This is a genomic window from Arthrobacter sp. G.S.26, from assembly GCF_050847375.1.
Lineage (GTDB): Bacteria > Actinomycetota > Actinomycetes > Actinomycetales > Micrococcaceae > Arthrobacter.
In genome coordinates, this window is record NZ_CP193753.1 from 163,405 (window position 1) to 179,981 (window position 16,577).

12 protein-coding genes and 1 pseudogene are annotated in these 16,577 nt (G+C 59.6%); 3 read left to right on the plus strand and 10 right to left on the minus strand.

The features are described from left to right. Window positions 1-339: 339 nt before the first annotated feature. Window positions 340-2,364 carry an ATP-binding protein gene (locus ACRB8A_RS19860; protein ID WP_432246139.1) on the plus strand — a complete coding sequence of 675 codons (2,025 nt, stop codon included), beginning with the start codon at window positions 340-342 and terminating at the stop codon, window positions 2,362-2,364. A gap of 485 nt (window positions 2,365-2,849) precedes the next feature. Here ACRB8A_RS19860 and ACRB8A_RS19865 read toward each other — a convergent pair whose 3' ends face one another. Both ACRB8A_RS19865 and ACRB8A_RS19870 read right to left on the minus strand, forming a co-directional pair. Continuing rightward, complete coding sequence (locus ACRB8A_RS19865) at window positions 2,850-3,206, minus strand: hypothetical protein (protein ID WP_432246140.1); 357 nt, start codon at window positions 3,204-3,206, stop codon at window positions 2,850-2,852. A 144-nt stretch (window positions 3,207-3,350) separates the two neighbouring features. After that, a complete protein-coding gene (locus tag ACRB8A_RS19870; RefSeq protein ID WP_432246141.1) occupies window positions 3,351-3,968 on the minus strand; it encodes a suppressor of fused domain protein in 618 nt (205 codons plus the stop codon). A gap of 73 nt (window positions 3,969-4,041) precedes the next feature. Here ACRB8A_RS19870 and ACRB8A_RS19875 point away from each other — a divergent pair, with 73 nt between their 5' ends. Beyond that, a complete protein-coding gene (locus ACRB8A_RS19875; RefSeq protein WP_432246142.1) occupies window positions 4,042-4,245 on the plus strand; it encodes a hypothetical protein in 204 nt (67 codons plus the stop codon). Between the two features lie 332 nt (window positions 4,246-4,577). Here ACRB8A_RS19875 and ACRB8A_RS19880 read toward each other — a convergent pair whose 3' ends face one another. The 7 genes and pseudogenes from ACRB8A_RS19880 to ACRB8A_RS19910 all read right to left on the minus strand — a co-directional run bounded on the left by ACRB8A_RS19880 (window position 4,578) and on the right by ACRB8A_RS19910 (window position 11,705). Then, on the minus strand, window positions 4,578-4,940 hold the full coding sequence (locus tag ACRB8A_RS19880) for a PadR family transcriptional regulator (protein ID WP_432246143.1): 363 nt from the start codon (window positions 4,938-4,940) through the stop codon (window positions 4,578-4,580). A 93-nt stretch (window positions 4,941-5,033) separates the two neighbouring features. Beyond that, on the minus strand, window positions 5,034-5,717 hold the full coding sequence (locus ACRB8A_RS19885) for a response regulator (RefSeq protein WP_432246144.1): 684 nt from the start codon (window positions 5,715-5,717) through the stop codon (window positions 5,034-5,036). A 351-nt stretch (window positions 5,718-6,068) separates the two neighbouring features. Then, a complete protein-coding gene (locus ACRB8A_RS19890; protein ID WP_432246145.1) occupies window positions 6,069-7,040 on the minus strand; it encodes a sensor histidine kinase in 972 nt (323 codons plus the stop codon). A 327-nt stretch (window positions 7,041-7,367) separates the two neighbouring features. Beyond that, the gene (locus ACRB8A_RS19895) at window positions 7,368-7,922 is read right to left on the minus strand and encodes a hypothetical protein (protein ID WP_432246146.1); all 555 of its coding nucleotides are present in this window, start codon (window positions 7,920-7,922) and stop codon (window positions 7,368-7,370) included. 1,138 nt (window positions 7,923-9,060) lie between these two features. After that, window positions 9,061-9,514, minus strand: a pseudogene (locus ACRB8A_RS19900) (recombinase family protein). A 286-nt stretch (window positions 9,515-9,800) separates the two neighbouring features. Then, a complete protein-coding gene (locus tag ACRB8A_RS19905) occupies window positions 9,801-10,202 on the minus strand; it encodes a MarR family winged helix-turn-helix transcriptional regulator (protein WP_432246147.1) in 402 nt (133 codons plus the stop codon). A gap of 198 nt (window positions 10,203-10,400) precedes the next feature. Continuing rightward, the gene (locus ACRB8A_RS19910; protein ID WP_432246148.1) at window positions 10,401-11,705 is read right to left on the minus strand and encodes an MFS transporter; all 1,305 of its coding nucleotides are present in this window, start codon (window positions 11,703-11,705) and stop codon (window positions 10,401-10,403) included. 130 nt (window positions 11,706-11,835) lie between these two features. Here ACRB8A_RS19910 and ACRB8A_RS19915 point away from each other — a divergent pair, with 130 nt between their 5' ends. After that, window positions 11,836-14,448 carry a family 78 glycoside hydrolase catalytic domain gene (locus tag ACRB8A_RS19915; RefSeq protein ID WP_432246149.1) on the plus strand — a complete coding sequence of 871 codons (2,613 nt, stop codon included), beginning with the start codon at window positions 11,836-11,838 and terminating at the stop codon, window positions 14,446-14,448. Window positions 14,449-14,995: 547 nt separating this feature from the next. Here ACRB8A_RS19915 and ACRB8A_RS19920 read toward each other — a convergent pair. Continuing rightward, window positions 14,996-15,745 carry an endonuclease/exonuclease/phosphatase family protein gene (locus ACRB8A_RS19920; protein ID WP_432246220.1) on the minus strand — a complete coding sequence of 250 codons (750 nt, stop codon included), beginning with the start codon at window positions 15,743-15,745 and terminating at the stop codon, window positions 14,996-14,998. Window positions 15,746-16,577 lie beyond the last annotated feature (832 nt).

Consider the following 16,577-nt stretch of genomic DNA (forward strand, 5'->3'; position numbering starts at 1 on the left):
CATATGGGAATCCAAAGATCCCGGAATCTATGAATTCGGGCACGCGCTGAAGCGAACTCGCCGGCGGCCGGTGGAGGACCGGCTAACGGGCGCTGCCCCGAAGTATCTGCGGCCCTGTCCACATGATCTTTAGTACCCGTCAAAGTCTCAGCTGAATGCTGATGGGCGGCGGTCCGTGCGGGCCAGGCGGTTGATTCACTTATAAATGGACCGACTACATGTGCTTCCGGTTGCGGAGGTCGATGGCCGAGAAGCCGCCCATCGATGCCCGAATTAGACACTGGCTGACACATAGATGGACTGTCCGCTCTCTGATGGGATAGATGACAGAATACAAAAATGGGAAAATTTGAGGTCGTTGCTGGGGAACACCTCCTCGAGAATTTCGTCGGTAAACCGGTGAAAGGGCTGACGGAGCTGATTTGGAACGCCCTCGATGCTGACGCCGACACGGTCCGGGTGCATCTTGTGGAAACTGAAATCGGCGGGTTCTCGGGAGTGATCGTTGAAGACGACGGACTTGGGATGTCTGCTGACGGAGCGATCAGCGCCTTCAAACACGTAGGTGAGTCGTGGAAACGGCGGCCTGGAGCAAGGACTGAGAAGCACAAGCGTTCCGTTCACGGGGAGCAGGGCCGTGGCAGGTACGCGGCATTCGGCTTGGGAGAGCATGTCGTTTGGTCTTCCGTCGCAGACGGGGTCACAGGGCAGCGGGAGAGAACAGTCATCACGGGTCGCTCTTCTGATCTTCGTCACTTCGACATCGATGATGCCGTCGCAAGTACGGACGAGACGGGGACGAAGGTCGAGATATTCAACTTAACAAAGGAGGCTGAGCGCGATCTCCTCAAAGACGAGGAGATGAGAAACAAGCTTCTCATCACCTTCGCCATGCACCTTCAGACTTATCCTTCGATCCACTTGTCATGGAAAGGCGCAAAGCTCACTCCGGAAGATGCGCAACTTGACTGCTCAGATATTGAGCTGAAGCTGCCTGAAAAACTTGCCGGAGCCGCGAGCGTCACATGCATCGAATGGGATTTGAAAAATGTTCCTCGCCAAATATTCCTATGCGACGCTGACGGATCCGTCATAGCAGATATTCCCGCGCGCTTTCACGCACCTGGTGCCGAGTTCACTGCATACATTAAGTGGGATGGATTCCGCGAGAACCTACAAGATGCGTTGATCGATGAAGCTGGAGAATCAGACGCGGCAACTATAATAGCGGCGGCCAAGGTTGGTTTAAAGAAACACCTAGCGAGGCGAACCCTTGAACAGGAGCGCCGCATAGTTTCTGATTGGCAAAATGATGAGGTTTACCCATACAAGGGCGATCCTGCTAATGAGGTGGAGAAAGCCGAAAGGCAAGCTTTCAATATCGTTGCCCTGACGGCGGCCCGTGTCGTAAACGAAACCAAATCAGTTAAGGCAAAGAAGCTCAGTCTTCGCCTGATCAAAGAGGCACTAGAGGCGAGTCCTGGTTCACTACACAGAGTTCTTGAGGAAGTGTTGAATCTTCCGGACGACAGGGTGCAAGAGCTTCAGTTGTTGCTGGAAAGGACTCCTTTAGCGAGCATGATCTCGTCGTCGAAGCAGATAGCGGATCGCCTTGACTTCCTCAAAGGGCTCGACAGTCTTCTTTTCGATAAGGAGCCTCGGAAGACGACGCTCGAACGAACGCAACTCCATCGAATTCTTGCGGTCGAGACCTGGATCTTCGGCGAGGAATGGGCCAAGACCGGTGACGATGAGCGGCTGGTGGACGTCGCAAGAAAACATCTCAGCTATCTTGGCGAAGACGTCGAACTGGGCGCCGGTGAGCCCATCAAACGTGAGGATGGCCGGGATGGCATCCCTGATCTGGTGCTAGCTCGAAGCTTGGAGACCGACCAAGACATGCATGAGATGTTGATCGTGGAACTCAAACGCCCTTCCCATAAACTCAAGTCAGACGATGTAGATCAGCTGCGCTCTTATGCCACGGCAATGGTCGGCGACGAAAGATTTGCTCAACCGAACATAAATTGGCACTTTTGGCTGGTTGGCAACAGTACCAACGAGGGCGTCGACCTGCAGCGCGAACAGACAAATCTCCCTTTCGGGGTCGTCACTAAGAATGCAAAGTTTACGATCTGGGTTAAGACTTGGGCTGAAGTTCTTGGCAGTGCGAACCATCGACATAAGTTCCTCCGAAATGCCTTGAATTTTGTACCCGAACACGATGCGGGAATCGACTATCTACGCAAAAAGCACGAGGAGTATTTGCCAAAGGTTCTATTGCAGGGTGTTTCCTCTGATGTGGATGCCGAGACTTCAGCAGAGCAAGTTGGCAAATCTGTACAGGATTTGAAAAGCGCCTAGTTAATACGAGGGCAGGATGGGTTTTGGGGCATCATTTTCCAGGTGATGTACGATGTCGCTGGCTCCTTCGGAAGCGGACTTCTGTCTACACGCCAAACCGCACATCATGTCCATTGAAGCAGTTGAGTGCCAGGATGTGGCCGGAGTTTCAACTGCCCGCTGAAGGATCCCGTACCGGACACGTTTTTTACACACGACCATTTCCTTGCGCTCTGTACAACTGGAATAAGGGGGAGGCTTGGGGCCCTGCCTTGGCAGGGCCCCCGGACTCGGCCTGACTCGAACAGGCTGCCACCCTCTCCAACTGGGTGCGGTCATCCGGAGCCAGCGCACCTTGAGCAAGGTCGTGACCATTAACTCATACTGCCGGCAATGGGGCTATTCAAAACACGGAAATTACACCAGGCTGGCCAAGGCACCAGCCTGATGCCATGTGCTTTGGCGGTCCGGTTTGCCCCAAAATGGCCGCTGCGGTTGGCTGAGTACTAAAAGCTGCGAATATAGCTGTCGATGTCAGCCCAAATTACTGTTTCGGTTCTAAATGGGTCGTACGTGCTGACGATTTCGTCCCATAGCTGCCACAGTATCGAGGCTTCGTCGGCGTCCTCGTCGTCGTAATTGCACCCACGAAGATAATCCACGGCGTCCTGGAGGACTTTTCCTGATGTTCGGTCCCCGGCTTTGAAGGACGCCAACTCGTAAGCCCAAATCAGGGGCCAGGGACTTCCGGGAGGAGCCGTCTGGATCTGCAGTTCCTGGAGGGTTGCCGTCCAAAGATCTCGTTTGTCGGCGGCGTCTTCATGGTCAGCGCCGGCGAGTATGCGCAGACTGTCTGAATCCATGCCATCAGCCAGCCACTGAGCAGCAATGTCGGGAAAATCGTCCGCGCGTATCAGCCCTGAGCGATCGCCTGAATCGGGGTGGGCTGCAGCTTCATGCCCCTCATTTTCGCATTCACAGCGTTTTTCCTGGGCGGTATGAGCGTCTTATGACCTGAGGTTTCTGGCCTTCGTGCGAGCCCACTGGCTAAAAGAGCGTGCTGCCGGCTGGATACCTGTGGGCAGGCTGCGGCCGAGGTCCCATGAGTCCATTTCGGTCTGCTCCCATATCTCAAAGAGGTCATCAGTCCGGTTGTTGTGCCGGTATTGTGCTTCCTCGGGGAAAACCGGGATAGCGTCGAGGAATACCACGTGGCCAGCGTCACCGAGGTCAAGGGTCGGCATGAAAGCATCAGGGCGTTCCGTGAGGATCCAGCTGGTGAATTTGAGCCCGGGGATGATCCTCCAATCACCCGTGACGAAAACCGCGTGTTGGGGCCGGGTGCCGCTTTCACGAACGTTCAGCGTCATGGTGGTGAACGCTTCGAGAATGTCCTGCCCGCCGCGGTTGACGCCGGTAAACAATTCCACGGCATGCTGGTGCTGATCCACCGTGGGAGGGCTTGCGCCGGCGGACGCGTAAAAGTGGAGATCACCGAGCCTGCTGGTTCCAGCTGGCCACTCGAAAACATTGACCTGCTTCCCGGAACGATTGGTCATCACGTGGAGGTGTGGTTCCGCGCCAACTGCTGAGGTGTAGTGCTCGCGGAGCGCGTCAATCATCATAGGCTTTGGATTTCCTTGCATTGAACTTGGAAGCGCGCTTAGAAGTCGGCTAGGGAAGTTTTGGATTCTGAGAATGACGCTTTCGCGTTATGAATCGAGCAATGATTTGGGCATAGCGTGCGATAACGAAAGCAACAGCGACGCCCAGTACAAGAAGGCCGGAAACGCCGTAGCCCGTCCCGTTGTCGAGTTCTACACTTCCGAGCAGGTCACCATGGAAGACGGTGTACTCGAAGAGCCAGGCACCAAGACTTACCGCGAAGGCCAGGCCGAATAGGGTCCAGACTGCGTTCATCCCTCGAAATAAGCCGCGGCTCTTTTCCGGTCCTCCAGCTATGGCCTGCATAGCTCCTGCCTTTCGCTGGTTATGGTCTCTGCCCCAATGGAGATCTGCAGCTACTCCCCGGATCGCGCGCCAAGCAACCGCTCGGCTGGCGGCCTTCGGGGGAAGCCCGGTCGAGGCCGCCGTTGTGTACTGCTCGTAAAGGTCGGACAGCAGCTCCTTCCTCCTGTCCGCAGCGATCCGTGGGGGAACTGAGTGGGTGTACGCGGTCACCCACCACAGGACAGCTTTTGCTGTCCAGGACTCCAGGTATTCCTTCGATGCACTCATGCGCGCGCTGGCCGTATGTGAGTGCGCATGGGGTTGGGATTCGGTGCCGGAGTTACTTGCGCCAGCTGGAGTGCAGTTCTCCCTGGTGCGGTAATGCTGTAAAGGCGGCGCCGAGGACGTCCTTCGTGCTCCGCAATCTCCGGACTTTCCCACTCGGCTTCCAGAAATCCTGCCTCACTCAGTCTCGATAGAGCTTTGTACAGAGTTCCATGAGCCGCCAGCATCGTTCCGCCCTCTGCGGCCAGCGTGCTCGCAAGAGAAAAGCCGTAAGCAGCCTTGCCCGATAGTTTCGCCTCTTCAACGATCTCCAGGATGCGAATCTCTAGGGTGAGTAGCGTTCCCTGCTTTCGACGGCCCATAACCAAAGAATAGGAAGATAGCTTCTAATAGTCAATGCCACGCTCTATTCAAGCCTTTTTCAGTCGGGAGTACGCCTCTTTCAGACGCTCCTGTCAGTCTCCAAGGAGTCTGCGTTCGTGAGCGAACGCAATGAGTTGCAGGCGGGTGCGCAGACGCAGTTTGTCCAGGACGCTGCGTAAGTGTGTTTTCACTGTGGCTTCGGAGACGAACAATGCTCCGGCTATGTCCTTGTTGCTGCTTCCTTTGGCGGCAAGGAGAAACACTTCGCGTTCACGGACTGAGAGGACGTCCAGCACCGAGAGGTCCGGGCCCACGCTCGGACCGCGGCTCGCAGCGTGTCCGAACAGTGTGTGTATGGATCCCGGGGCGATGACTGAGTAGCCGGAATGAATGGTCCTGATCGCTGCGAGCAGGAATTCGGGTTCAGCGCTTTTGAGCAGGTATCCGCTTGCCCCGGCCTGGACTGCATCCAGAACAGCATGGTCCCGGTTGAAGGTGGTCAGCGCGATGATTCGGGGTCTGTCGGAGTTACGCGTCTCCGCGTCCCTGATGATGCGGCCGGTGGCGGCGACTCCGTCCATGACAGGCATGCGCAGATCCATGAGCATCACATCGGGACGACGTTCGGCTGCCAGCGCCACTGCCTGCGCTCCGTCCGCGGCCTGGCCGGCGAACCGCATATCGGTTTGGCTCTCAATGAGCATGCGGATACCGGCCAGGAACAGAGGCTGGTCATCGACGAGGGCAACGCTGATAGGAGCCCCGGTTTCAGTCATGACTACCGGCATTTTCTGCAGCCACTGCTGGGATCCCGTGAGGCCTCCCAGGATTTTCCTGGACGATGGCTTCACCGGCGGGGTCCTCAGCGGTTGCCAGGTAAGGGATGAAAGCCGTGACGAGGAACTGTTCACCGTCCGGTCCTGCAGTTAGCCATCCGCCGGCTAAATGCGCACGCTCCCGCATGCCAGGAAGACCGCGCCCAAGCCGCCGCGCACCAGCAGCTGCTGCTGGGGTACTGTCCCTGCTGGAGGCTCTTTCGGAGGCCACATGGACCGTGAGTCCAGGCCCGGTCCAGTCAAAATGCAAACGAACGTCCGCTCCCCGCCCGCCGTGCTTCAGGGCATTCGTCAGGCACTCCTGGACAATACGGAAAACCGCCACCTCTTGACCACCGAAAGGCCCCTGCGGGTTCCGGATTCGCTGGACTGAATATTCAAACTCTCGCGCTGCAACCTCTCGACCAGAGCCTCGATGTCGCTGAACTGCGGTTGAGGGACGGCCATGCCGTCGCCACTGACCCCTTCGATGACACGCTGGGCATCGACCAACGCGGTCCTCGCGGAACCGGCGATGTTTTCCAGGGCGCCCAGGACCGCTTTCGGCTGGTCCTTGCTCAAGTACCGGGTGCCATCGGCCTGGGCCGCAATCACAGCCAAGGAATGGGCGAGGACATCGTGGAGATCCCGGGCGATGCGCGTCCGTTCCTGTTCCACGATCAGATCGACCTCGGTCGCATGCAAGGTCCTCTCCGCAAGCTCGCGGGCACGGGACAGGCTGGCCTTCTCCTGATATAGCGACAGCAGCAGACCCAGGGTGAAGCAAGCCGCAGCGATCATCAACAACAAGGCAAAAAGTTGTCCACCGTGCCGAAGCAGGATTCCGCTGTCCCCACCAAGCGGGCTGAACCAGCCCACCCCCGCGCCGTACCTCCACGAGAGCATCGAGAAGGTCATGAAGGCCGCGAAGACCACGCTGAGTCCGGCAGCGGCCAGCCGCGTCCGCCCCTTCGTCGTCCACGCGATAAAGGCCAACGCAATGAAGGAACCAAGGTAGATCGCCCAGTCATTGGCCGACATGGATGGGACCAAGTGCGCGAGCTGGCCGATGAGCAGCAAAGCAGTTAGAGCCAAGGAAACCGCCGGCCGCCAAACGGCCACCCCAATCGCCAACGTCATCAACACCAGCGGCCACGAGCCGGACCAGGACCCCAAACCACCTGGCCCCATCCGACCCGACTCAGCCACACACCACAAGGCGAAGAAAACACCAGCCACCACAAGGGCACCCCAACATCGCGCAAACTTCAGAACTGGTTCCATGCCAGTCACCCTATCCACGTCGCCAGAACCACCACGCCCGATACCGCCGATCTCCACCCAGAAGCCAGAACAATTCAACCTCCAAGCCAGCAAAGGCCCCTGAACCGGGGCCCCACTCCCCCACCAGTCAGAAAAGGTTGCGCACCAACACTGACCAACTCTGATTTCGCCATCGACTTCTGACAGCCAGAATCAGAGCCGGACAGTCAGCAGGTCAGTCGTATCCAGGACTCAGTCCCAAAGGGTCGTTTCTGACTCGCCCCGGCAAAGCGCGGCTGGTCCCTCTTCGACCAACGATGCGAGAGCTAAATGCCGCCGCGACAAGAATCAGAAGGATCGCTCTTGCTCACTGCCGCGTTTCCGTCCTACCCAGACCAGGTGTTTCGGAGCAACGTTCAGTCCTGCCCTTTGCCTGCCCCGCAAAACACCCACGCGTGTTCGCCCCTCTATCAAATGCAGCCCAGCGCCTGACAGTTCCATTAGGCAACAAGCGATCGCGACCGGCGGGACGACCCATGTCCCGTTGTCCTCCCAGGCGGATCTCACGGTGCCTTTGGCTTTATTCTTCAGCTCCATCCAGTAGTGATGGTTAGCGGCGTATTCCTCGATTGCATCGCCATCACTTACACCCGTCACTAGCGTCATGAAGTCATCGGTGGGCACCTTCTCGAGGGTCCAATTGAGCAGGCTGAGGTCCAAAGCGGCATAGTCCCTCAGAAAATGGTCGTTAGTACCGTGATCCCAGATCCATTGCCTGACTACATCGGCCGGCCAGTTGAGCGCCGCGATATCAGGGACGAGCTGAAACCGTGCGAAGGCATCATCGTCTGCTATGAAATCCAACTCGGGCTTCACCGGAAGATCCTTGAGGTATACGGGCATTTCGTCCTTCTTTGCTGGAGTCCCCCTGAAGTTCATCGTACGGTGGCAGGCTCATCTAGACGGATCCCATTAGGGAACGTAAAACTCCCGAGGCTCACTGGCTTGAACCGAAAGCGCTCCGCCCGGTCCGTTGCCGCCGACCGTGCGCGCGTATGGCACGCCCGATCCGTGGTTCTCTCCTGCGCAGGCGCATTCGCATAGCCATGCATTCTCGGCTTTGCCGGCGTCCCAGCACTGTTGAACGCATTTGCCGACGCCACCGTACTGGATGACCTTGACGCGCCGATAGCGGTCAGCCAGCCCAAGAACGACCTCTTTTGCGTGAGTCCGTGACACGGTCCAGGCTCCATGGCTGTACTCCACTTGGCCTTTGCGCGATGCGTTGAACATTTCATCCAAGATCGCATATCCAGTGCCCCTGCCCTCGTACGGCAGATTTCGAACCTCAGTCCTTGTAGCAGGTCGGATTATTACCGTTACGACGCCCATGTGTAGAGGGTAGGGCCTGACATCTTAACGCAGCGAATCGCGTCACTTGGGAATGCTATTCCGAATATGAGATAGGCGCGGAGACGACTATCGAAAATCGCACTTCCCAGCCAGTATCAGAGGGCTGCACAGGAGATCACAAGTCCTTCAGAGCTTCCCGAAACTCGCTTACAGGAAGGATATCCACGACGAAGATACCTCCATGCCGTGCAAGACTCTCCGCGTAGCCTTGTTTCATCAGCTCATCCGGGACATCTCCCGATACACCGCCCGAACGTCCCCTGCGTCAATGTATTTGTAGCCCTGCTCACCGAGGGACCCGACCAACAAGTCCTTACCCTTGGCTGCCCCCTCGCGAGGCGCCTTAGACCGGCAGCCAGCGACTCCTTCGGTTGAGTGGGTAATGGAACTCGACTAAATAAATCCTCTGCCGATACTGCTTCACGCATATTTTCGATTAGCAGCATTATTTTTGGCATTGTCATCATGCTAGTCGGCGTTGCGATCGGATGGCGTTTGCTTACCCAATAGAGGTCGCAGGGAAGGGAGTGAACGGGTATGGACCTGTTCACTCCCTTCTTCTGTGTTGTTGGATAGCGGCCAACGACAGCAGTATGGCGCAGAAAAATGAAAGCCTCCAGCCGGCTGCTTAGCCGCCGGCCTTGAGGTACTGGTAGAGCGTTTCCCGGCTGATCCCAAATTCTCGGGCGAGAGCGGCCTTCTGCTCCCCCGCCGCGCCCCGCGCCCGGAGGGTATCGGCCCGTTCGGGTGAGAGTGCTTTGGCCCGGCCACGATATACACCCCTGGTCTTGGCCAGGGCAATGCCTTCCCGCTGCCGCTCCCCTATTAACGCCCGCTCGAACTCAGCGAAGGCACCCATCACCGAGAGCATCAAGGTTCCGGGCGAGACGCTCCATGCTGTGCACCACCAACATGTCACCCTCACGGATGAACTTCACCAGCTCCACGAGCTAGGGACGCTTCACGTCCTTCCCAGACGCCTTATCCGTAAAGAGCCGATCCAACTGCACCCCTTCGAGCTGCCGTTGGGTGTTCTGATCCAAGGTGCTGACCCTGATGTATCCGATTCGCTGCCCTCGCAGAGGTATTTGGCAGCGAATTTGCAGCGCTTAATGGCCGATGCTCAGGTTTTCCCTTGCGGTGTTGACAGTCTGGCGGCGTTCTGACGCCGTTACGTGTCGTGCGTAGCGGGGGCACGACGCCCACGAGGTCCCACGGTTCCCCTAGGTGAGTAATTCCTATTGCCTGGTACGGTCGGGGTGCTTTTAAAGTAAGGCGGAGAGTGTTAACCCGTTATGTGAACCCCGAACTAAACACTCTCCTGACCACGCTCTATGTCCTACTCACCGACCGTGTCCTGTTAATCATCTAGTCCAGTTTGACTCCGGAAGCCTGTGCCAGTGGATGCTGCGGAAATGCGTTCATCGCGCGGGCCAGCTTGACGACGAGCCGCTCGAGTTCTCGGCCGTCATTATCAGTCCAGCTTTCCGGGGGTGTCTGGATGAGGCGGGTTGCTGCCACTATGCGTCGTCCTACTTCTCTGCCGTCGACGCTCAATGCCAACGCGACCCCTCGCCCGTCGTGAGGATCCGCGATCCTGAGGGCGAGTCCGTGTGCTTCCAAGCGAGTCACGACCTTGCTGATGTTCGAGCGCCCAGTGTCGATGGCGTCGGCGATCTCGGTCGGGCGGGCTACGCCACGGTAGATGAGTTGGTTCACGACGAGGAACGCGGCGATGTCTCCCTCCAACGGGAACTCCGATCGCGTCATGATCTGTTCACGAAATTGAGTACTCGTGGCCCAGGTAGCGATCGCAAACATCGCTGTCGTGATGTCTGGGCCGTCGGCACCGACGACGGGCCGGAGGTCCAGCGAATGAAGGACCTCCGGGTCCGTTAACGCTTGGGGTCGGGGCACAGCATCTCCGAATCTGTGGGGAGTTCGCAGCTCGAAGGTTCAGTCCTTGAGTTATGAGCTCAGCATTTGATGCGATTCTTCCATGCCCGGCTTGCCCGAGGTCGTTTCGCCTGCGAATTCGTCGATCCGGTCGTGGGTGCGGAACACGATCCATGCCCAGGCGCAGCCGATGAAGGCGAGAGCGGCGAGGGCGCCGTAGAGGGCGCTGGGACCGGAGGTGAGCAGCACTGGGGTGACGCCGGCGAAGAGGGCGGCTACGAATCGGGCGACGGAGATGATTGCGCCCTGTGCCGTGGTCCTCAGCAGCGTGGGGAAGGACTTTTGGGCCCAGACTTTCATGATGCCTTCGAACGCGAATGCGGTTCCGATCGCGGTGAAAACGATGCTCGCGAGGTAGGTCGCGATACTCACTCCGAACACTGCGAAGGACAGCGGGCTGAGCACTTGGAAGACCGCTCCGACGGTGAAGTAGCGGAATCTCGAGGACTTGTCGGCGATCTTCATGAACCATAGTGCCGCGATGATGGAGAGCGGAAGCACGGGCAAGCCGACCAGCGCGGCGGTCTGCAGCGGGATGCCGCCGAAATTTACGAGGACGTAGTTGCCGTACTGACCTGTCGTATTTGCGACCAGATTGGTGAGGGTGTAGAAGCCGATGAGGGCGAAGAAGGGCGCTGCGTACGGCGCCGTGAACAGGTCACGGACTTGCCCCTTCTCCGCCGCGACACTGCGCCCACCAACCAGCCGATCGGCCTTGGCACGTTGCCACGTCTCCGACTCGGGGATCGTGAGGCGCCCGATCAGGACGAGCGCCGTGATCACCGCCAGCGAGCCGAACATGATGCGGATGCCGACCTGCCCCTGCGTCGCGACAGCGGCACCGAGCATGGATGCCGTCACTGCTCCGGCCAGCCAGAGCAGGTTGGAGAACCCGAGCAGACGCCCTCGATTGGCGTCTGTCGCAGCTTCTGAGATCGTCGAGAGCGACACGGGAAGGTCCGCTCCCGTTCCGAGCCCGAGTAGGACTGCACCCAGAGCCAGAATCGGGAACGACGGCGCGAGCATCAAGGCGACAAGCGAAGCGATGATTACGACCATCGTGGCTGTGAATACCGGTCGGCGCCCGAAACGGTCGCCGAGTCTGCCTCCGACGATTGCCCCGACGGCCACGCCGAGAGTCAGCGCACCGGACGCGACGCCGATCTGGACTTCGTCCAGATTGAGTGTCGCCTGGAAGAGGATGATCGTGATTCCGAAGCCGACGATCGCGGCGGCGTCGATGAAGGACGCCATCCCTGAGACGAGGGCGACCCGATAGGGTCGGGGCTCGCGGCTCGTCGTAAGTGTGCTTTTCATACTTCTCCCTTGAAGTGGAATGGTCCGGAACTCGGGTGGCTCCTCGGGACAGCGTAGGGTAAGTAGTGTCCTTACGACAATAGATGTAGGGTTACGGAATCAAACACGCTTCGAGGAAGAAGACCGCCAGATGACATTCAATCCCGTAAACCTGCGCACGGATGGCCGACGCCAGCCGCTTGGGCTTGGTTCCATCGCTCCGGAATTCAGCTGGCAGCTCGAGGGTGATGCGACCTCGCAGGCCGCTTGGGAACTTCAGATCTCGGAGGACGAGGCGTTCTCGTCGCTCCTGTGGTCGTCCGGCAAGACGCTCGGCGGTGCGCCCTTCGGTCATCGAGCCGAGAGCGTGCTGGTCTCCGCGACCCGGTACCTCTGGCGCGTGCGCGTGTGGGCCGACGCCGCGAGCGAGCCGTCCTCGTGGAGCCTCAGCTGGTTCGAGACGGGCATTTTGCACGAGCACGAGTGGGTCGCGAGCTGGGTGGCGGGAGCGCCTCGTGGGCCCAAGGATCCGCCCACTACCCTGTTCCTGACCGGTTCCGTCGACCTCGATCAGCGGGTCGTGAGCGCGCGAGCCTACGTGTCATCCCTGGGATGGCATCGCTTCCTCGTCAACGGCCTGGACCTTACCGGTCCTGCGCTCGTTCCGCGCTGGACCCCGTTCGATCATGAGGTCGAGTACATCGCGTACGACGTGACCAATGCACTCCAGCAAGGACAGAACAGACTTGAAATCGCCGTCGGAGACGGGAGGTTCCGGGGCACCAACGGGTTCGAGAATCGCACTCACATCTACGGCGATCGTCTCGCGGGCCTGATGCAGCTGGTTGTTACGCTCGAGGATGGCAGCACGTGCACGATCGTCACCGACGGCTCGTGGCGCGCCGGCGGTGGGAAAATCGTAGAGTCGGACCCCAAGTTCGGGGAGCGGGTCGACCTCCGCCGCGACGTCAAGGCGTCCGAACCCGCGGAGATAATGAACAGCACAGGCACCCTCATCGCCGAGGGCGTCGAGCGCGTGCAGGAGGTCGGGCGACTGACTCCCACCGCCATCACCCGGCTGAAGAATGGAGATCAAGTCGTCGACTTCGGACAGAACTTCGCCGGAGTCGTCGCCGTGCGCTTGCGTGGCACAGCGGGTACGACCGTCACGCTCACCCACTCAGAGGTGAAAAAGAAGGACGGAGCCGTCGACGTCGACTACATCCACCTCTTCCCGCTGGAGCGGTGGAAGCAGCGTGACACCGTCGTACTCGATGGACAGGACGCCGTCTGGCAGCCGTGGTTCACGATCCACGGATTCCGATTCGTGCAGATCTCCGGACTGACGGACGAGCTCGGTCCCGACGACATCAGCGGCGTCGTAATCTCGACCGATCTCGACTGGATCGGAGACTTCGAGTGCTCGGACGACCGACTAAATCACCTGTGGAAGAACGTCGGATGGTCGGTGCGATCCAACTTCATGGACACCCCTACGGACTGCCCGACTCGTGAGCGTTCGGGCTGGACTGGTGACATTCAGGCCTTCGCTCCCACCGCCGCGACGATGGTCGATGCGCAATGGTATCTGCGCCGTTTCCTCCACAACCTGGCGCTCGAGCAGGCCGCGGACGGGACTGTACCGGTCGTCATTCCGTCCGGTTTCTCCGACTTCTCCGGCGGACCGCGCGGACACCTCGCCTCATCCGGGACCGCCGCTGGCTGGAGCGACGCGAGCGTGCTCGTGCCGTGGACCCTGTACGAGAACTACGGCGACAAGCGGGTGCTCTCGGATCAGTACGACTCAATGATCGCCTGGGTGGAATCCTGTGCCCGCCGTGCTCGCGAGCAGAGCAAGCGCAAAAACGGCGCACGCGATCCGCAGATCCAGCAATTCATCGTCGATACGGGATTCCAGTACGGCGAATGGCTGCGACCTGGCGAGAACGCAATCTTCTCGGCCACGGACGCACGCCGCCGCGGAGCCGTGGTCGCGACTGCCTACTTCGAGCACTCAGCACGTGTGCTGTCGTCCATCGCAACCATCCTCGGGCGCCGCGACGACCACGACCAATTCCTCGCCCTTGCGGACTCCGTCCGGCATGCGTGGCGTAGCACCTACCTTCACGCAGACGGCCGGATCGGTACGGATCGACAGGACGATTACGTCCGCGCCATTGCCTTCGGGCTCCTCACCGAGGACGAGACGGCCGCCGCCGCAAACCGCCTCATCTCCAAAATCGACGCTGCGGGCGGACACCTCGGTACCGGGTTCCTCTCAACCCCCCTGCTACTCGACGCCCTGGTCGAGACCGGACATGAAGACGTAGCCTGGAAGCTTCTCCTCTCAACCTCCCAACCCTCCTGGCTCTACCAGGTCGAGCACGGAGCGACCACCGTCTGGGAGACGTGGGAGGGCTACACGAAGTCGGGCAAGGCGAAGATGAGCCACAACCACTACGCCCTTGGCTCGGCAGTCCGCTTCCTGCCCCAGCGGATCACGGGCATCACCCCTCTCGAACCCGGCTACCGCACCATCGGCATCCGCCCCCTCATCGGCGGAGGCCTCACCTCAGCCAGAGCGCGCCTCCGCTCGCCGTACGGCGTCGTGGAGAGCTCTTGGCGGTTCGACGCAGACGCGGTCGAATACCGACTCGTCGTTCCAATAGGAACGACAGCGCAGTTCCACACCAAGCACGACGTCGAGTCAATCACCCTCGAACCGGGCACGCACCACATCCGGCGACCAATGACGTCGGATTAAAGCCATAGGGGATCGGTGGTATCCCGCCCTTCCGCGTGACGAGTCCACGACCTGCGCCCCACTCCGTCGCGACCTCGCATCTCGCCTTGAACCGAACTGAACCAGCGAGGCGTGGTGCCTCTTGTCTCACGACCCGTGTTCGGCGAGCCGTTGTTAAACGCCTGAGGGAAGCTGATGATGCGGCTCAAGCTCCCTTCCGATTAGCCGTCCGGTGAAGGATCCCCTTGCGGACTGCACGGTGCGCCAAATAGCGCTGCGAAAAAGCCGCCATTTATCGCTGAAAGTCACAGGACGGAGTCAGTAGTACCAGGGCAGTCTCCCAGTCGTCTTGATAAAGGATCCATAGATGAGACAGAGAATTAGCGGACACCGAACGTAGCAGCAGTAGGCCTGGGGCCCACCATATCGCCTGGTTCCAAGGCGCCTCGCGCGGGCCTCAAGAGCCTTCGGCGTCACCACAGCCTACGAAAGAATCCGGGGCAGTCCCAAACGCCGGATGATCTTGGGCTTGCTACAGTCGTGGTCCAACTCCCGCTAAGTGCTGAGGTCACAGCAACAGGAATTCGCACCATAGCGGGTAGTGGTCTGAGATCCGCCATGACACCTCACTGCGGCCCAGGCCCCGGAAGACATGCGGGATGAAGTCGAACGAGCCAGCCCGCTGCCCATACTTCAGGCCCTGCAGCAGCGATGTGCCGTCGGGTTTGGAGAACCAGGCGATTTGGTCGTAGAAGTGCCGGTTCCTGTCGTCATCGAAGATGGTGCGCGGGACGGCGTTGAGCTCGGTGGGGGGCCAAAGACCTGTAGAGATGAACGCTTCGTAGAGCGGGTCGCCGATGCGGTCCAGGTTGAAGTCGCCCAGGACCATGAGGTTGGTGTTCCAGTCGTTGGGCCGGTTGGCCCAGTTCCGCATCCAGTGGGCGAAGGCGGTGATTTCGGGCAGCCGTTCGACAGGATTCTTACCCCAGAGCACATGTACGGACGCCAGGGTGAACTCGGTGCCGGCGCGGACGAAGCTGGCTGTGTATGGGGTGCGGGCGAACTGGCCGGCCGGGTCATCCCCCACAGGTGGCATCACAATCTCCCCAACCAGGCCGGAGGGCTGTACCCGTTGGCTGTCGTAGAGAAACGCGATTCGCTCACCGTTCCCGGCCGCGCCTTCGGTGACATCCGAGATGATGACCCGCCATTCCGGTCCCAGGGTGGCCAGCAGGCGCTTCATTGCCCTGGGGTTGCGGCGGGACTCCTGGACGGCGACGACGTCGAAGCGCGAGATGACCGCCGCCAGGCAGCTGATCGCGTGCCAGTCCCGCTTCGGGGAATCTTTGAGCCCGGCGGTCCACTTCTCGGGGGCAAGAAAGTGCCGCGGCTACGCCATGCGTTGAAACTTCGGCTGACATCGATCACTGAAACGGAAGGCCACTTCTTCTTCGATGACCACCTGGAACAGACGGAAGACTGGCAAGACACACTGCTCGTCGAGATCGAACCCCATCAGAGGACAGACGACTGCCGAGAGCATGGGCTGCCTGGAACAGCGGCGTCCCCGCGGCCGTCCGGGATTGGAACCCCGAAGACAGGGACTTCCTCGAAGAAACCGATCACACCCCCGCCCGATGGAGCGGGCGGATCGACGTCCCGGAAATCTCCAAGTGCCTGCTGGGCAGAAGGCAGGCATCCGCCTCACAGTGCCCCCCAAGCGTTAGATCTCCGCGAAATGCGGCAAGATCAGCCAACAGGAGAACCTGGCCCCCGATAATGCTGAACCCCGGGGTCCCTGGCCATCCCCAAGCAGGACTCCCAAGCCCGCAAACACTGCGGGTTACGGCCCTTCATCCGTTAGTTGATCCTGCACCCGCTCCCGATTTCCAGCCGTTTAGAGGAACATGCGCCTGCATCGCAGGAAGCTCAGGCTTCCTCTACCCGCTAAAAGGAAAGGGCCTCCATCCTCACAGTCGCTGGCCAGCACTAGTGCTGCCCGCGTGTGCTAACCATCGCGTAGTCATCAACGTTTCAGATCGTTCAAAACCCCTCCCCCAATGTTCCGACCGGTCTTCTTTTCGGCAATCAGTTCTAACCAAAAATAAGTGTGCTTTCGAGGGCAAAATGGAAGGCTTGCCCCGGACCTG